Annotated in this window: 12 protein-coding genes and 1 tRNA gene; 7 read left to right on the top strand and 6 right to left on the bottom strand. The window is 72.6% G+C overall.

Annotated elements, in window-relative coordinates:
• The first annotated feature begins 20 nt into the window (after positions 1 to 20).
• Together AC0KTA_RS20435 and AC0KTA_RS20430 are read left to right on the top strand one after the other, a co-directional pair.
• Positions 21 to 1,064, top strand: a complete 1,044-nt coding sequence (locus AC0KTA_RS20435) for a zinc-binding dehydrogenase (RefSeq protein WP_481049653.1) — start codon at positions 21 to 23, stop codon at positions 1,062 to 1,064.
• Between the two features lie 121 nt (positions 1,065 to 1,185).
• Positions 1,186 to 2,544: a GNAT family N-acetyltransferase gene (locus tag AC0KTA_RS20430; RefSeq protein WP_481049652.1), complete on the top strand. Its 1,359-nt coding sequence runs from the start codon at positions 1,186 to 1,188 to the stop codon at positions 2,542 to 2,544.
• A gap of 46 nt (positions 2,545 to 2,590) precedes the next feature.
• On the opposite strand, the gene AC0KTA_RS20425 is transcribed toward AC0KTA_RS20430, so the two are convergent.
• The 3 genes from AC0KTA_RS20425 to AC0KTA_RS20415 all read right to left on the bottom strand — a co-directional run bounded on the left by AC0KTA_RS20425 (position 2,591) and on the right by AC0KTA_RS20415 (position 5,097).
• Positions 2,591 to 3,067, bottom strand: coding sequence for an N-acetyltransferase family protein (locus AC0KTA_RS20425; protein ID WP_481049651.1), 477 nt, complete (start codon positions 3,065 to 3,067; stop codon positions 2,591 to 2,593).
• A 157-nt stretch (positions 3,068 to 3,224) separates the two neighbouring features.
• The gene (locus AC0KTA_RS20420) at positions 3,225 to 4,082 is read right to left on the bottom strand and encodes an aminoglycoside phosphotransferase family protein (RefSeq protein ID WP_481056497.1); all 858 of its coding nucleotides are present in this window, start codon (positions 4,080 to 4,082) and stop codon (positions 3,225 to 3,227) included.
• A 178-nt stretch (positions 4,083 to 4,260) separates the two neighbouring features.
• Entirely contained in the window at positions 4,261 to 5,097 is an 837-nt protein-coding gene (locus AC0KTA_RS20415) for a DsbA family protein (RefSeq protein WP_481049650.1), read from the bottom strand.
• Between the two features lie 58 nt (positions 5,098 to 5,155).
• Between AC0KTA_RS20415 and AC0KTA_RS20410 the strand changes: the two genes are divergently transcribed.
• Complete coding sequence (locus tag AC0KTA_RS20410; RefSeq protein ID WP_481049649.1) at positions 5,156 to 6,559, top strand: NAD(P)/FAD-dependent oxidoreductase; 1,404 nt, start codon at positions 5,156 to 5,158, stop codon at positions 6,557 to 6,559.
• Positions 6,560 to 6,658: 99 nt separating this feature from the next.
• On the opposite strand, the gene AC0KTA_RS20405 is transcribed toward AC0KTA_RS20410, so the two are convergent.
• Positions 6,659 to 7,132 carry a carboxymuconolactone decarboxylase family protein gene (locus tag AC0KTA_RS20405; protein WP_481049648.1) on the bottom strand — a complete coding sequence of 158 codons (474 nt, stop codon included), beginning with the start codon at positions 7,130 to 7,132 and terminating at the stop codon, positions 6,659 to 6,661.
• Positions 7,133 to 7,321: 189 nt separating this feature from the next.
• Between AC0KTA_RS20405 and sigJ the strand changes: the two genes are divergently transcribed.
• Complete coding sequence (gene sigJ / locus AC0KTA_RS20400; protein WP_481049647.1) at positions 7,322 to 8,302, top strand: RNA polymerase sigma factor SigJ; 981 nt, start codon at positions 7,322 to 7,324, stop codon at positions 8,300 to 8,302.
• 71 nt (positions 8,303 to 8,373) lie between these two features.
• Here the strand turns inward: sigJ and AC0KTA_RS20395 are convergent.
• A tRNA-Thr gene (locus AC0KTA_RS20395) sits at positions 8,374 to 8,447 on the bottom strand.
• A 221-nt stretch (positions 8,448 to 8,668) separates the two neighbouring features.
• Between AC0KTA_RS20395 and AC0KTA_RS20390 the strand changes: the two genes are divergently transcribed.
• The 3 genes from AC0KTA_RS20390 (at position 8,669) to AC0KTA_RS20380 (ending at position 11,343) form a co-directional block, all read left to right on the top strand.
• Complete coding sequence (locus tag AC0KTA_RS20390; protein WP_481049646.1) at positions 8,669 to 9,805, top strand: ABC transporter ATP-binding protein; 1,137 nt, start codon at positions 8,669 to 8,671, stop codon at positions 9,803 to 9,805.
• Positions 9,806 to 10,061: 256 nt separating this feature from the next.
• On the top strand, positions 10,062 to 10,520 hold the full coding sequence (locus AC0KTA_RS20385; protein WP_481049645.1) for a hypothetical protein: 459 nt from the start codon (positions 10,062 to 10,064) through the stop codon (positions 10,518 to 10,520).
• An 88-nt stretch (positions 10,521 to 10,608) separates the two neighbouring features.
• Positions 10,609 to 11,343, top strand: a complete 735-nt coding sequence (locus AC0KTA_RS20380; RefSeq protein WP_481049644.1) for a nucleotidyltransferase family protein — start codon at positions 10,609 to 10,611, stop codon at positions 11,341 to 11,343.
• 132 nt (positions 11,344 to 11,475) lie between these two features.
• On the opposite strand, the gene AC0KTA_RS20375 is transcribed toward AC0KTA_RS20380, so the two are convergent.
• Complete coding sequence (locus AC0KTA_RS20375) at positions 11,476 to 13,263, bottom strand: DoxX family membrane protein (RefSeq protein WP_481056496.1); 1,788 nt, start codon at positions 13,261 to 13,263, stop codon at positions 11,476 to 11,478.
• Positions 13,264 to 13,355: the final 92 nt, after the last annotated feature.

Raw genomic sequence — 13,355 nt, 5'->3', positions numbered from 1 at the left:
GCGCCAAACAAGGAGCCCTCATGCACGCCATCCGCCTCCACGCCTTCGGCCCCGCCGAGAACCTCACGTACGAGAGGGTCGAGGACCCGCGGCCGGGGGCGGGGCAGGTGCGTATCGCCGTCGCCGCGGCGGGCGTCCACCTGCTCGACACGGCGATCCGCCGCGGCGAGAAGGGGCCGCTGCCGGAGTTGCCCGCGCTGCCGACGATCCCCGGCCGCGAGGTCGCCGGAACCGTCGAGTCCGTGGGCGACGGCGTGTCCGCCGACTGGCTCGGCAAGCGCGTCGTCACGCACATCGGCTTCGCGCCCGGCGGGTACGCCGAGTTGACGGTCGTCGACGTGGCCCGGCTGCACGAGCTGCCCGAGACGGCCGACGGGGCCGGGCGATCCGAGGGGCCCGGGGGGATGGGCTTCGCGGAGGCTGTGGCGTTGATCGGGACGGGGCGTACGGCGATGGGCATCCTGCAGTTCGTGGAGTTGGACGCGCGGTCGGTGGTGGTGATTCCGGCGGCGGCGGGCGGGATCGGGACGTTGCTCGTGCAGTACGCGAAGCACGCGGGGGCCACGGTGGTGGGGCTCGCGGGTGGGGCCGCGAAGGTGGCGCGGGTGCGGGGGTACGGGGCGGATCTTGCCGTGGACTACCGGGAGGCGGGGTGGCTGGACGAGGTGCGCGGGTTCCTCAAGGGGCTGGGGGACGGGGGGCGGACGGCGACGGATGTTCTAGACGGGGTCGGTGGGGAGACGGGGCGGGCGCTCGTGGGGTTGTTGGGGGACGGCGGTACGCATGTGACGTTCGGGTGGTCGGAAAACAAGGGGCCCGTGGAGCTGGGTGAGGACGAGCTGGCCGCTCGGGGCATCACGCAGGTCAATCCCTTGGGGCAGGCCATGATGGTGAAGGCGGGTGGGGAGAATCCCGTGCGGGTGCTGGAGCTTGCCGCGTTGCGGGCGTATGCCGGGGGGTACTTCACGCCTGCCGTGCAGCGGTTTCCTCTGGCCGAGGCGGCTTCGGCGCACCTGGCGCTTGAGTCCCGTGGGACCCACGGGAAGGTGGTCCTGATTCCTTAGTGAGTGCCCTGGTGGTCACGGTGCCGTAGGCCTGGGGCCACGAGCCGCCGCAGTGGGCGGTAAGGAGTGGTGTGGCGAAAATCAGGTGCTCGCGTGGGATACGGGAATTAGCGTCCGTTATATGGACTCCGCACCCCCGGCCGCCTCCCCCCTCTCCACCCCTCTCCTCTCCACCCCCTTCCTCTCCATCCGCCCCCTCCCCGAGACCGACATCGACCGCGCCCTCGACCTGGCGTATCTCGTCTTTCACGACACGCCCGAGGAAGAGAAGCGCAAGCACCACCGCGACCTGCTGCTCGGCTGTCACCGGATCGGTGCGTACGACGGGGACGCGCTGGTCGGCGTGGTCGTCGCGTTCCCGTTCACCGTCTCCGTGCCCGGCGGTGAACTCCCCTGCCCCAGCCTGACGTTCGTCTCCGTGGCGCCGACGCACCGCCGCCGCGGCGTGCTCTCCGGGATGATCGCGAAGCTGTACGAGAAGTGCGTGGCGGACGGCCACCCGCTGGCCGCGCTGTGGGCCTCCGAGGACGCGATCTACGGCCGCTTCGGCTTCGGCCCCGCCACCCACGGCAACACCGTGGAGATCAACTCCGAGCGCCCGCTGGCCCTGCGCATCACCCCGGACGACGGCCCCCTGCGCCTCGTCGACCCGGCGCACGCCCCCGCCCTCATCGGTGAGTACTACGACCGCACCCGCGCCCACCGCGCGGGCCGCATCGCCCGCAGTGCGGCGTGGTGGAGCGAGGAGTGGCTGGTGACGGAGGACGAGGAAGACGACGAGCTGTCGCCCCCGCGCGTCGTCGTCCTCGACGCCCGGCCCGACGCCACCCCGTCCGACGCCACCGCGTCCGACACCACGCAACCCGACGGCACCCACCCCAACGCCGCCCACCCCAACAGCCCCCACAACATCACCGGTTACGCCGTCTACCGCACCAAAACCCGCGACGACGCCCCCGGCCTCGTCCGCCTCGACGAGTTGGAGGCCGACACCCCGCAGGCCGCCGCGGCCCTGTGGCGCTACCTCGCCGGCATCGACCTCACGGGCCTGATCCGCGCCTGGGGCCGCCCCCTGGACGACCCGCTGCTCCTGTTCGCCTCGGACCGCGACCAGGTCCGCGTGACGGGCCAGTTCCCGGCGCTGTGGATCCGGCTCGTGGACGTACGCGCCGCGCTCCTCGCCCGCTCCTGGGCCGCGCCCGCCGACCTCGTCCTGGAGGTCACGGACGCCCAACTCCCCGCCAACGACGGCCGCTTCCGCCTCACGGTGAACAGCGAGGACGCGTCGTACGAGCGCACGAGCGACCCCGCCGACCTCACCCTCGACGTACGCGACCTCGCCGCCGCCTACCTCGGCGGCACCCGGACCACCTCGGTGGTCCGGGCGGGCCTGGCCACGGAGCACACCCCGGGCGCGGCTGCCGGGCTGGACGCGGCCCTGCGCACGGACCGCCTCCCGCACACCGTGGACGAGTTCTAGAACCCTGGTTCTAGTGAACCGACCTACATGAGCCGACGGCGCGCCGTCATCGCGTGCCGAGCGCCGCCAGCGCGCCGTCGGTCAGCCGGTACACCGTCCACTCGTCCTGCGGCCGCGCCCCCAACGCCTCGTAGAACGCGATGGACGGCGCGTTCCAGTTCAGGACGGACCACTCAAGGCGCTCGTACCCGCGCTCGACGCAGATCCTGGCCAGCTCCCGCAGCAGCGCCTTGCCGTGCCCGCCGCCGCGCGCCTCGGGACGTACGTACAGGTCCTCCAGGTAGATGCCGTGCACCCCGCGCCACGTGGAGAAGTTGAGGAACCAGACGGAGAAACCGACGGGCTGCCCCGTCGCGTCGTCCACGGCGATGTGGGCGTACGCGGCGGGCCGCTCGCCGAACAGCGCCTCGCGCAGCTGCGCCTCGGTGGCGCGCGCCTCGTGCGGCGCCTTCTCGTACTCGGCGAGCTCACGGACCAGGGTGTGGACAAGAGGGATGTCGTCAGGTGTGGCGGTACGAATCATGAGCGCAGCAAGCCATAGGCCGCGGCGGCGGGTCAACCACGTATTTCGGCGACCGGACACCCACGGCGGCCGGACACCCGCGTACCCCACGACGGCCGGACACCCGCGTACCCCGCGGCGACCGGACACCCGCGTACCCCACGAGCACGCGCCGGATTCAGCGCCCGAGCAGCCGCCGAGCGATCTCCAGGCCGTCCGGCGGCAGCGGCCGCCCGTCCTCGATGTCCCAGAGCGCGTTCTGCAGCACCCGCCCCAGCGTCCACGCCCGCGCCCGCTCCCGGTCGAGCCCGAGCACCTCGGTCATCGCGTCGAAGCGCCACAGCACCTCGTCCGCCTCGAAGAGGTTGTCGAGCGCGGGCCACAGGTCGAAGCCGGGGTCCCCGGCAAGCGGCTTGGGGTCGATGGCGAGCCACGGCTCGCGGTCGGCGGCGAGGACGTTGTCGAAGTGCAGGTCCCAGTGCAGCATCCGGTCGCCGGGCTCGCCCACGACCTCGCGCACGGCGTCCGCGCAGCGCGCGATCAGGGCCCGCTCGGCCGGGTCGCCGAGGGCCTTCAGGGCGGCCGGGGTGTCGTCGAGCATCCGGCCCGCGATGTCGCCGAGGGTGCGCATGCCGGGCGGGGCGGGCACGGCGGTGAGGCGGGCCAGGAGTTCGGCGATGACGACGATCGCCTTGCGGGTCTCGGCGTGGCCCGCCGCCGCGTACGTGGACAACTCCTCGCCGTCCCGGGCGCGTTCGAGCAGCATCGTGCCGGTCGCCGCGTCGTGGTCGAGCAGCCGGACCGCGCCGTCGCCGTTCCAGATCCGCAGGCCGACCGGCTCGCCCTCGGTCTCCTCGTCGTTGACCTGGAACTTCACCACGGCGGTGGTCCCGTCGGCCCGCCGCACGGGCAGCACGAGCGCCGCCATGCCGTACATGGAGTCCCCGACGACCTCCAGCTCCCAGCGGTCGACGAACTCCGCGACGCGGGCGGGCAGCGCGGCGATGAAGGCGCGGCCCGCCTCGCCCGCGTACATGTACTGGGACTGGACCAGCTCGTCCGGAACGTGGATGTCGATCACGCGGGCGACGCTACCCAGGCACCCTCGTCCACCACATGCGATTTTCTTCCGGGAACAGCGTGTTCCGGACACCGCTTATGTCGGACAGGGCACGCTCGCGCCGGACACAGCTCATACCGGCCAGCACACCGCCTCAGGAAATCCCCGCGTCCTTCAGGACCTTCTTGAAATCCCCCTCGCTGTACAGCGATTCGGCGGGCGCCTTCTTCCCGTCGACGACGACGGTCGGGGTCCCGGTGATCCCGTCCTTCGAGAAGGCCTCCATGGCGGTGCCGACCCAGTTCTTGTACGTGCCGTTGGTCACCGCCTTCTTGAAGGCGCCGTCGCGCAGGCCGGCCTTGTCGGCGATCTTCAGCAGGAAGGCGGGCGTGAACGCGTCCTCGGTCTCCTCCGGCTGGTTGGTGAAGAGCGCGGCGTGGAACTGCGGGAACTTGTCCGCCTCCACGGCGGCTCGCAGGGCGTTCGCGGCGTTCACCGAGCCGCTGCCGCCGAGGCTCTTGTCGAGGAACGAGGCGATCGTGTACTCGACCTTCACGTCACCGGCGGACAGCGGTCCCACCAGCGCCTGCGCGCCGCCCTCCTCGAACTTCTTGCAGAAGGGGCAGCGCGGGTCCTCGTACACCTTGACCGTGTGCTCGGCCGACGGCTTGCCGACCGTGATCACGCCGCCCTTCACGGTGGCGGGCACCTTGGCCAGTCGCGAGGCGGAGACCGGCGGAACCTTCGCCTCCGGGACGACCTCCGGGGACTCGGAGGGCGAGGCCCCTTCGGACGCGGACCCCTCGGCCGCAGCGCCCGCCGACGGAGAGTCCGACTCCAACCGCCCCTCCGACCCCCGGGACTCCGTCACCTTGCGGCTCGCCCCCTTGCCGTCGTCGGAGTCACCGGAGTCACACGCGGTGACGGCGACGCCCAGCAGCGCCACGGCGGCCACCGATGCGACCACGCGCCCGGCCTTGCGTACGACCATGAACAGTCCTCTCGAAAGGGTCCCGAAAAGCGGCCCCGAAAGCGTAACGTCCCGCCCCATGAGCAGCACGAACACCGTGAACGGCGGCATCTCCTACTGGTACGCCGACGACGGCCTCCCCACGGCCCGCGAACCCCTGTCCGGCGACACGACGGCCGACGTGTGCGTCGTCGGCGGCGGCTACACGGGCCTGTGGACCGCGTACTACCTGAAGAAGGCCGCGCCCTTCCTGCGCATCACGGTCCTGGAGCAGAAGTTCTGCGGCTACGGCGCCTCCGGCCGCAACGGCGGCTGGCTCTACAACGGCATCGCGGGCCGCGACCGGTACGCCCGCCTGCACGGCCACGAAGCCGCCGTCCGCCTCCAGCAGGCCATGAACGCCACCGTCGACGAGGTGATCCGCGCCGCCGGCGAAGAGCGGATCGACGCCGACATCCACCACGGCGGCGTCCTCGAAGTCGCCTACACGCCCGCCCAGTTGGCCCGCCTGAAGGACTTCCACGCGACGGAACTCTCGTACGGAGAGAGCGACCGGACGCTGCACGGCGCCCGCGAGACCGCCGAGCGGATCCGTGTCACCGGGGCCGTCGGCTCCTCCTGGACCCCGCACGGCGCCCGGCTGCACCCGGTGAAGCTGGTGAAGGGCCTCGCGGCGGCCGTGGAGGCGCTCGGCGTCACCATTCACGAGTCGACACCGGTCACGGAGATCCGCCCGAAGCACGCCTTCACTCCGTACGGCACGGTCCGCGCCCCCTACGTCCTGCGCTGCACGGAGGGCTTCACGGCCGCGCTCAAGGGCCAGCGCCGCACCTGGCTGCCGATGAACTCCTCGATGATCGTCACCGCCCCGCTGCCCGCCGACGCCTGGGACACCATCGGCTGGGCGGGCCGCGAGACCCTCGGCGATATGGCGCACGCGTACATGTACGCGCAGCGGACCGCCGACGACCGCATCGCGCTCGGCGGCCGCGGCGTCCCGTACCGCTTCGGCTCCAGGACGGACAACGACGGCCGCACCCAGGCCGCCACGATCGAAGCCCTGCGCGAGCTTCTGGTCCGGTTCTTCCCGCAGCTCACGGGCGTACGGATCGACCACGCCTGGTCGGGCGTCCTCGGCGTGCCGCGCGACTGGTGCGCCACGGTCACCCTGGACCGCGCGACGGGCCTCGGCTGGGCGGGCGGCTACGTCGGCTCGGGCGTCGCCACCGCCAACCTCGCCGCCCGCACCCTGCGCGACCTGGTCCAGGCGGACTCGGGTCAGGCGGGCCCGACGGACCTGACGGCGCTGCCGTGGGTGAACCACCGGGTCCGCAAGTGGGAGCCGGAGCCGCTGCGGTGGCTCGGGGTGCACGGCATGTACGCCACGTACCGCGCGGCGGACCGCAAGGAGCTGACGTCCCACACGGCCGAGGCCCCGAGGCGGGCACGGCTGGCGGACCGGCTTTCGGGGCGGGGCGCCTGAATCGGGACGCCTCCGGGCGCCTGAGCCGGGGCTCAGGGCTCAGGGCCGGGGCGGCCGGGACCGCGGGTCGCGGCCGCCCCGGGCAGGGAGAATCGCCGGTCAGCCGAACTGGCCGGGCTGGTAGTCGCCCGCCGGCCGCTGAGTGATGACGTTCAGGCGGTTGAAGGCGTTGATGACCGCGATGATCGTCAACAGGGCGCCGAGCTGCTCCTCGTCGTAGTGCTTGGCGGCGTTCGCCCAGACCTCGTCGGTGACGCCACCGGCCGCGTCGGCGATGCGGGTGCCCTCCTCGGCCAGCTCCAGGGCGGCGCGCTCGGCGTCGGTGAACACCGTGGCCTCGCGCCAGACCGCGACCAGGTTGAGGCGCAGCTGGCTCTCCCCGGCCGCGGTGGCCTCCTTGGTGTGCATGTCGACGCAGAATCCGCAGCCGTTGATCTGGCTGACGCGGAGCAGTACGAGCTCCCGCGTCGCCGCCGGCAGCGTCGACTCCGCGACCGCCATGCCCGCCGCGGCGAGGTGCTTCACGGACTTGCCTGCGACCGGGTTGGTGATGAAGTCGAGACGGGTGTCCATGGTGATCTCCTTCTCTCAGGTGGGCCGCGGTTGCGTCCCACCCGGTACGACGAGGCAGCCCCCCGGAATGTGAGATGACGCGCCGACCTCACATTTCGGGGGGCTGTCTCGTCGTACTGAGTACTGAGTACTGAGTACTGAGTACTGATGACGGCAGACGCGGCGAGCGGCCAAGGGAGCAGCGACACCATGAGCAAGCCGAACCCGTCCGACCCGGCGGGCCCTTCCGACCCGGCGGACGACCGACCCGACGATCCGGGCCTGAGCGCCGTCCGGAGCGAGCGCCGCCACCTGATCAACCTCGCGTACCGGCTCCTCGGCTCCCTGGCCGACGCCGAGGACGTCGTACAAGAGGCGTACGTGCGCTGGTACGCCATGACCCCGCAACAGCAGCGGGCCATCGAGTCCCCCGGCGCCTGGCTGACGAGGGTCGCGGGCCGCATCTGCCTCGACCAGCTCCGCTCGGCGCGGGCCCGGCGCGAGAGCTACGTGGGCGAGTGGATCCCGGAGCCGCTGCCCGACCGCACGGAGTGGATCGTCGGCGGGCCCGGCGGCAGGACGGCCGACCCGGCGGACCCGGCCGACCGCGTCACCCTCGACGAGTCGGTGAACATGGCCTTCCTCGTCGTGCTCGACGCGATGACCCCGGCCGAGCGCGTCGCGTTCATCCTGCACGACGTCTTCCGCTACTCCTTCGCCGAAGTGGCCGAGATCGTCGGCCGGACCCCGGCGGCGTGCCGTCAGCTCGCCTCCTCGGCCCGCCGCCGCATGCGCGCGTCGCCCGCACCCGCGGCTCCCCCGACCCCGGCGGCCCGGCGCGCCGGCCTCGTCCGGGACTTCAAGCGGGCCTGGGAGGCCCAGGACATCGGCGCCCTCATCGGCCTCCTCGACCCCGACGCCACGGCACTCGCCGACGGCGGCGGCCTGGCCAACGCCGCGCCCCATCCCATCGGCGGTGGCGAGCAGATCGCGCACTACATGGTCGCCCTCACCGACAGGATCGCCGGCCAGACGCTCCTGGAGCGGACGGTCAACGGCCAGCCCGGCCTGGTGCTCCAGGAGGACGGCGTCACCGTGTCGGTCCTCGCGTTCGACTTCGCGGGCGACCGCATCACGCGCCTCTGGGCGGTACGGAACCCGGAGAAGCTCCGCCCGTGGACGACAGCCTGACCCAGGCAGCACAACGCCGAAGGCCCCGCCGTCCACCCGGACGACGGGGCCTTCGGCCTGCCACTTCTCCGAGCCCCCTGTCGGATTCGAACCGACGACCTTCGCTTTACAAGAGCGGCGCTCTGACCAGCTGAGCTAAGGAGGCGCGCACGGGCCCCGCTGCGGGCGTGCCCGTGAAGTGTAACCAACACGACCGGTCCCCCTGTCGAAAATTTCCTCGAAGGTCTCGAAGGTGATGACGCCGCGGCTACTGACAGACCAACGACCTGCGGGGTACGGTCACGGGCAGTTCATCCACGTGGACTAGACCCATCCTTTACTCGGATCGTCCGGCACGTTCCTGCCGGTGAAGGGGGCCCATTCACCATGGCCACTGTTTCGTTCGACAAGGCGACCCGGATCTACCCGGGTTCCGACAAGCCCGCCGTCGACTCTCTCGAGATCGAGATCGAGGACGGCGAATTCCTCGTCCTGGTCGGCCCGTCCGGCTGCGGCAAGTCCACGTCCCTGCGCATGCTCGCGGGCCTGGAGGACGTGAACGCCGGCGCCATCCGCATCGGTGAGCGCGACGTCACGCACCTGCCGCCCAAGGACCGGGACATCGCCATGGTGTTCCAGAACTACGCGCTCTACCCGCACATGTCGGTCGCCGCGAACATGGGCTTCGCGCTCAAGATCGCGGGCGTCAGCAAGGACGTCATCCGGCAGAAGGTCGAGGAGGCCGCGAAGATCCTCGACCTCACGGAGTACCTGGACCGCAAGCCCAAGGCGCTCTCCGGCGGTCAGCGCCAGCGCGTGGCGATGGGCCGCGCGATCGTCCGTGAGCCGCAGGTCTTCCTCATGGACGAGCCGCTGTCCAACCTCGACGCCAAGCTCCGCGTCTCCACGCGTACGCAGATCGCCTCGCTCCAGCGCCGCCTCGGCATCACCACGGTGTACGTCACCCACGACCAGGTCGAGGCCATGACGATGGGCGACCGCGTCGCCGTACTGAAGGACGGCCTGCTCCAGCAGGTCGACTCGCCGCGCAACATGTACGACCGGCCGAACAACCTCTTCGTCGCCGGGTTCATCGGCTCCCCCGCCATGAACCTGGTCGAGGTCCCGATCACCGACGGCGGCGTGAAGTTCGGCAACTCGGTGGTGCCGGTGAACCGCGAGGCGCTGTCCGCCGCGGCCGACAGGGGCGACCGCACCGTCACGGTCGGCGTCCGCCCCGAGCACTTCGACATCGTCGAGACCAACGGCGGCGCCGCGAAGACCCTGTCGAAGGAGACCGAGGACGCCCCGGCGGGCCTCGCCGTGTCCGTGAACGTCGTCGAGGAGCTCGGCGCCGACGGCTACGTCTACGGCACCGCCGAGGTCGGCGGCGAGGCGAAGGACCTCGTGGTCCGCGTGAACGGCCGCCAGGTCCCGGAGAAGGGCGCCCAGCTCCACGTCGTGCCGCGCCCGGGCGAGACCCACGTCTTCTCGACGTCGACGGGCGAGCGCCTCAGCGACTGACCGCCGGACACCGGCCGGCTTACGTCCACCCAAGGGCCCCGCACTCCGGTGCGGGGCCCTTGGGCATGGTGCGGGGCGCCCCTGGGCATAAGGGAGGCCCGGCCCGCTCCGCCCGAGATTGTGTCGACAAATACCCCGGCACATCGGCCATTTCGATCCGTGTACGTCAACGCGCGAGCAGGCAGACATCTTTCCTGGTCACTCGACCGGGTGACTAAATGTCGCCAAATCATCACCTGGCGCTACTCTCACTCGCGTGACGCACTCCGCCAACCACACCCAGAAGTCGCGCCGGGGCCACCGCGGCCCCGGCCGCCGCATCGGGCGCACGCTCGCCCTCGTCCTGCCCGTCGTCCTGGTGCTGTCCGGCACGCTCGCGGTCACCCGGGTCAACTGGTCCGGAAACCCCTCGGATTCGGTCCTCACCGCCTCCGCGGGAGACCTGTCCGCACCGGCCAAGTCCCGCGCCCCGCAGGACGTCCTGCGCGACCGGCTGCTCCTCGAGCTCCAGGAGGAGAACCCGGGCGTCGCCCTCACACACCTGCAGCAGGAGGTCGACCGGCACCCCTCGCTCGCCAAGCACTGCGTGTCCATCGCCCGCGCCCTCGGCCGCGCCGCCGTCCGCGCCTACGGCCCCACCCGCGCCCAGTCCTACGCCCGCCCGGTGTGCGACACGTCCTTCGCCTCGGGCGTGGCCGCCCACCAGGACGGCTGAGCCGGGCGCGGCCACAGGGGCCGGTAGGGGCCCGGCAGGGGCCGGGGCGGCGCGGAAACCCGCCCGGTCCGCCGCGTAAGGTGCCGTCATGACCTCCGGTGCCCACCATTCCGTACGGCCCACGCAGGCCGTCGTCCTGGCCGGCGGCCAGGGCTCACGCCTCCGCCCGTACACCGACGACCGGCCCAAGCCGATGGTCGAGATCCCCGGCACGGGGACCCCGATCATCGGCCACCAGCTCGCCTGGCTCGCCGCCGAGGGCGTCACGGACGCGGTCGTCTCCTGCGGCCATCTCGCCGAGGTGCTCCAGGAGTGGCTGGAGTCCACGGAGCTGCCGCTGAAGGTCACCACCGTCGTGGAGAAGGAGCCGCTCGGCCGCGGCGGCGGCCTCAAGTACGCCGCCGCGCATCTGCCGCACGCCGACCAGCCCTGGTACGCGACCAACGGCGACATCTGGACCCGCTTCTCGCTGCGCGACATGGCCGCCTTCCACGCCGAGCGCGACGCCACCGCCACGCTGGCCCTCGCCCGCCCCCGGATCCCCTGGGGCGCCGTGGAGACGGACGCCTTCGGCCACATCACGGACTTCATCGAGGCGCCGCCGTCGCCGTACCTCATCAACGCGGGCGTGTACGTCTTCTCGGCGGCCTTCACCGCGCTGCTGCCCGACCGCGGCGACCACGAGCGCACCACGTTCCCGCGCCTGGCCCGCGCGAAGCGCCTGGCCGGTTTCCCGCTGCCGCAGGGCGCGTACTGGCGCGCCATCGACACCGCCAAGGACCTCACGGAGGCGGCCAAGGAACTCGCGGCCCAGAGCCGTTGACGGACTCACCTCGGCAACAGCTCTCCGGTACGCCGACGGGGCCCCGCACACGTGCTGTGTGCGGGGCCCCGTCGGCGTACGGATGAAACGTACGGGAGAGGCGTGCCGGAGACGCGTACCGGCGACGCCTCCTCAGCCGAGGACACCTCCGAGCAGGCCGCCCGGCCGGTCGCCGCCGCCGCCGGTGGTGCCGCCACCGCCGGTGCTGCCGCCGCCGGTGCTGCCGCCCGTGGTGCCGCCGCCGGTGGTGCTCCCGCCACCGGTGCTGCCGCCGGTGCTCGCGGCCGGGCCGCTGGAGGCCGCGGGCGGCTGCTGCTGAGGGGGCGCCTGCTGCTGCTGCGAGGAGGGCGCCTGGCCGCCGGTGCCCTGGGTGGTGGCGCTCGGCCGGCCGCCCTCGCTCGCGCCGCCGCCCGTCTCGCGGGCCGCGCCCGGGGTGCCCTCGCCGCCCCGCGTGGGGCTGGCCGAACTCCCCTGCGTGGGCGCGCCGTTGGTGGACGCCGACGGGCTCTGCCGGTCGCGGCGCAGCTCGCGCTCGCCGTCGGAGTTCTCCGGCAGCGGCGAGCCGGGCAGGTTGTTGCGCGGTGCCTCGCCGGGGCCGGGCACGGTGACGCGGTCCGCGTCCCGCACGGCACCGCCGAGCACCGAGCCGACGAGCAGCGTGAGGCCGACGACGAGGGTGCCGATGAGCGCGCCGCGGCGCAGCACCCGGCGCCGCAGCTCCCACAGTTCGGCACGCGGCCCGAGCGTGCGCCAGGCCTCGCCCGCGAGCCGGCCGTCGACGGAGTAGACCGGCGCGCCCGCGATGATCAGCGGGGACCAGGCGGCCAGATAGATGATGTCCGGCGCGTCGTAGGCCGGGACGGTCTTCCAGCTCACGGTCACCAGGAGCGCCGCCGAGAGCAGCACGCCGACGGACGCGGCGAGGCGCTGCCAGAGGCCGAGCACGGTCAGCACGCCGACGATGACCTGGAGGAAGGCGATGACCAGGCCGGCGCCCACGGGGTGCTGGAGCGCCCAGTCGCGCAGCGGCTCGGCGAGCGCCCACGGGTGCAGCGAGTTCAGCCACTTGACCATGGAGCCGCGCTCGCCGCCGTCGAAGTAGACGGGGTCGCAGAGCTTGCCCATGCCGGCGTAGATGGAGATGAAGCCGAGGAAGACGCGCAGCGGGAGCAGCACGACGCCGAGGTTCATGCGGCGGCCGGGGAAGTAGGCGTGCCGGTGCCCGGCGCCGCGGCGGCCGGTGGCCTCGTCGCGGTCGTCGTCGTACTCGTCCGGGTCGTCGTCGCCGTCGCCGTCGTCGTCGTACGCCGCCGATGCGGTGGCGGCCGCGTGGTGCTCGTCGTCGGCGCTGCCGGGCAGGCGCATCTGCGGGAGCAGCCGGGTGCCGTCGCCGGGGTCGCGGGGCGGGGTGAAGGCCGCGGTCTCGGCGGGGTCGAGGGGCGGGGCGAACGCGGCGGTCTCGGCGGGGTCGGCGTACGGGTCGTCGAGGTCGACGCGCGGGATGACCTGGGTGGCACCGCCGTCGTCGAAGGGGTCGCGGCCGCCGAGCACGGCGTGCGCGTCGCCGTCCCGGCCCGCCCCCTCGGCCGAACGGCGCACGCTGGCACGCGCGGCCTGCAGCAGCCCGCTCGCGTCGACGTCCCCCGGCGCGGACTTGCCGCTCCACACGACAGGCGCGCGCCTGCGCGCCGGGGCGGCGCCGACGGCGGGGATGCGCACGGTGTCGTCCGCGGAGCTCAAGTGGTGGGCGATGCGCGGCGATTGGGTCCGCCCGGCGATGGGGAGCTGCACGCGGAAGCTCGCGTGATTGACGATGACCTGCGCCGGGTCGCAGGGCACCTTCACCATGCTCAGCGCGGGAGTGTCGTCGAACCCTGACGAGCGTCCCCCCGTGGGTGTGCGGGGTGTTCTGGTGTCCACACTCATCTAACCGAGTGATGTGTGGTTTGGACACTGCCTTGACCCACGCCAAATGTCCGGACCCCGTCAAGCATCCGTTACCGGGTGGGGCC

This window comes from Streptomyces sp. Y309, assembly GCF_056712025.1.
The sequence above is the reverse complement of the archived record's forward strand: the minus strand, read 5'-3'. Positions and strand labels throughout refer to the sequence as shown.

Excerpts from the sequence above, each read along its gene's own strand:
- AC0KTA_RS20435 (WP_481049653.1), top strand. The coding sequence starts at position 21 with ATGCACGCCATCCGCCTCCACGCCTTCGGCCCCGCCGAGAACCTCACG.
- AC0KTA_RS20430 (WP_481049652.1), top strand. The coding sequence starts at position 1,186 with ATGGACTCCGCACCCCCGGCCGCCTCCCCCCTCTCCACCCCTCTCCTC.
- AC0KTA_RS20425 (WP_481049651.1), bottom strand. The coding sequence starts at position 3,067 with ATGATTCGTACCGCCACACCTGACGACATCCCTCTTGTCCACACCCTG.
- AC0KTA_RS20420 (WP_481056497.1), bottom strand. The coding sequence starts at position 4,082 with ATGTACGCGGGCGAGGCGGGCCGCGCCTTCATCGCCGCGCTGCCCGCC.
- AC0KTA_RS20415 (WP_481049650.1), bottom strand. The coding sequence starts at position 5,097 with ATGGTCGTACGCAAGGCCGGGCGCGTGGTCGCATCGGTGGCCGCCGTG.
- AC0KTA_RS20410 (WP_481049649.1), top strand. The coding sequence starts at position 5,156 with ATGAGCAGCACGAACACCGTGAACGGCGGCATCTCCTACTGGTACGCC.
- AC0KTA_RS20405 (WP_481049648.1), bottom strand. The coding sequence starts at position 7,132 with ATGGACACCCGTCTCGACTTCATCACCAACCCGGTCGCAGGCAAGTCC.
- sigJ (WP_481049647.1), top strand. The coding sequence starts at position 7,322 with ATGAGCAAGCCGAACCCGTCCGACCCGGCGGGCCCTTCCGACCCGGCG.
- AC0KTA_RS20390 (WP_481049646.1), top strand. The coding sequence starts at position 8,669 with ATGGCCACTGTTTCGTTCGACAAGGCGACCCGGATCTACCCGGGTTCC.
- AC0KTA_RS20380 (WP_481049644.1), top strand. The coding sequence starts at position 10,609 with ATGACCTCCGGTGCCCACCATTCCGTACGGCCCACGCAGGCCGTCGTC.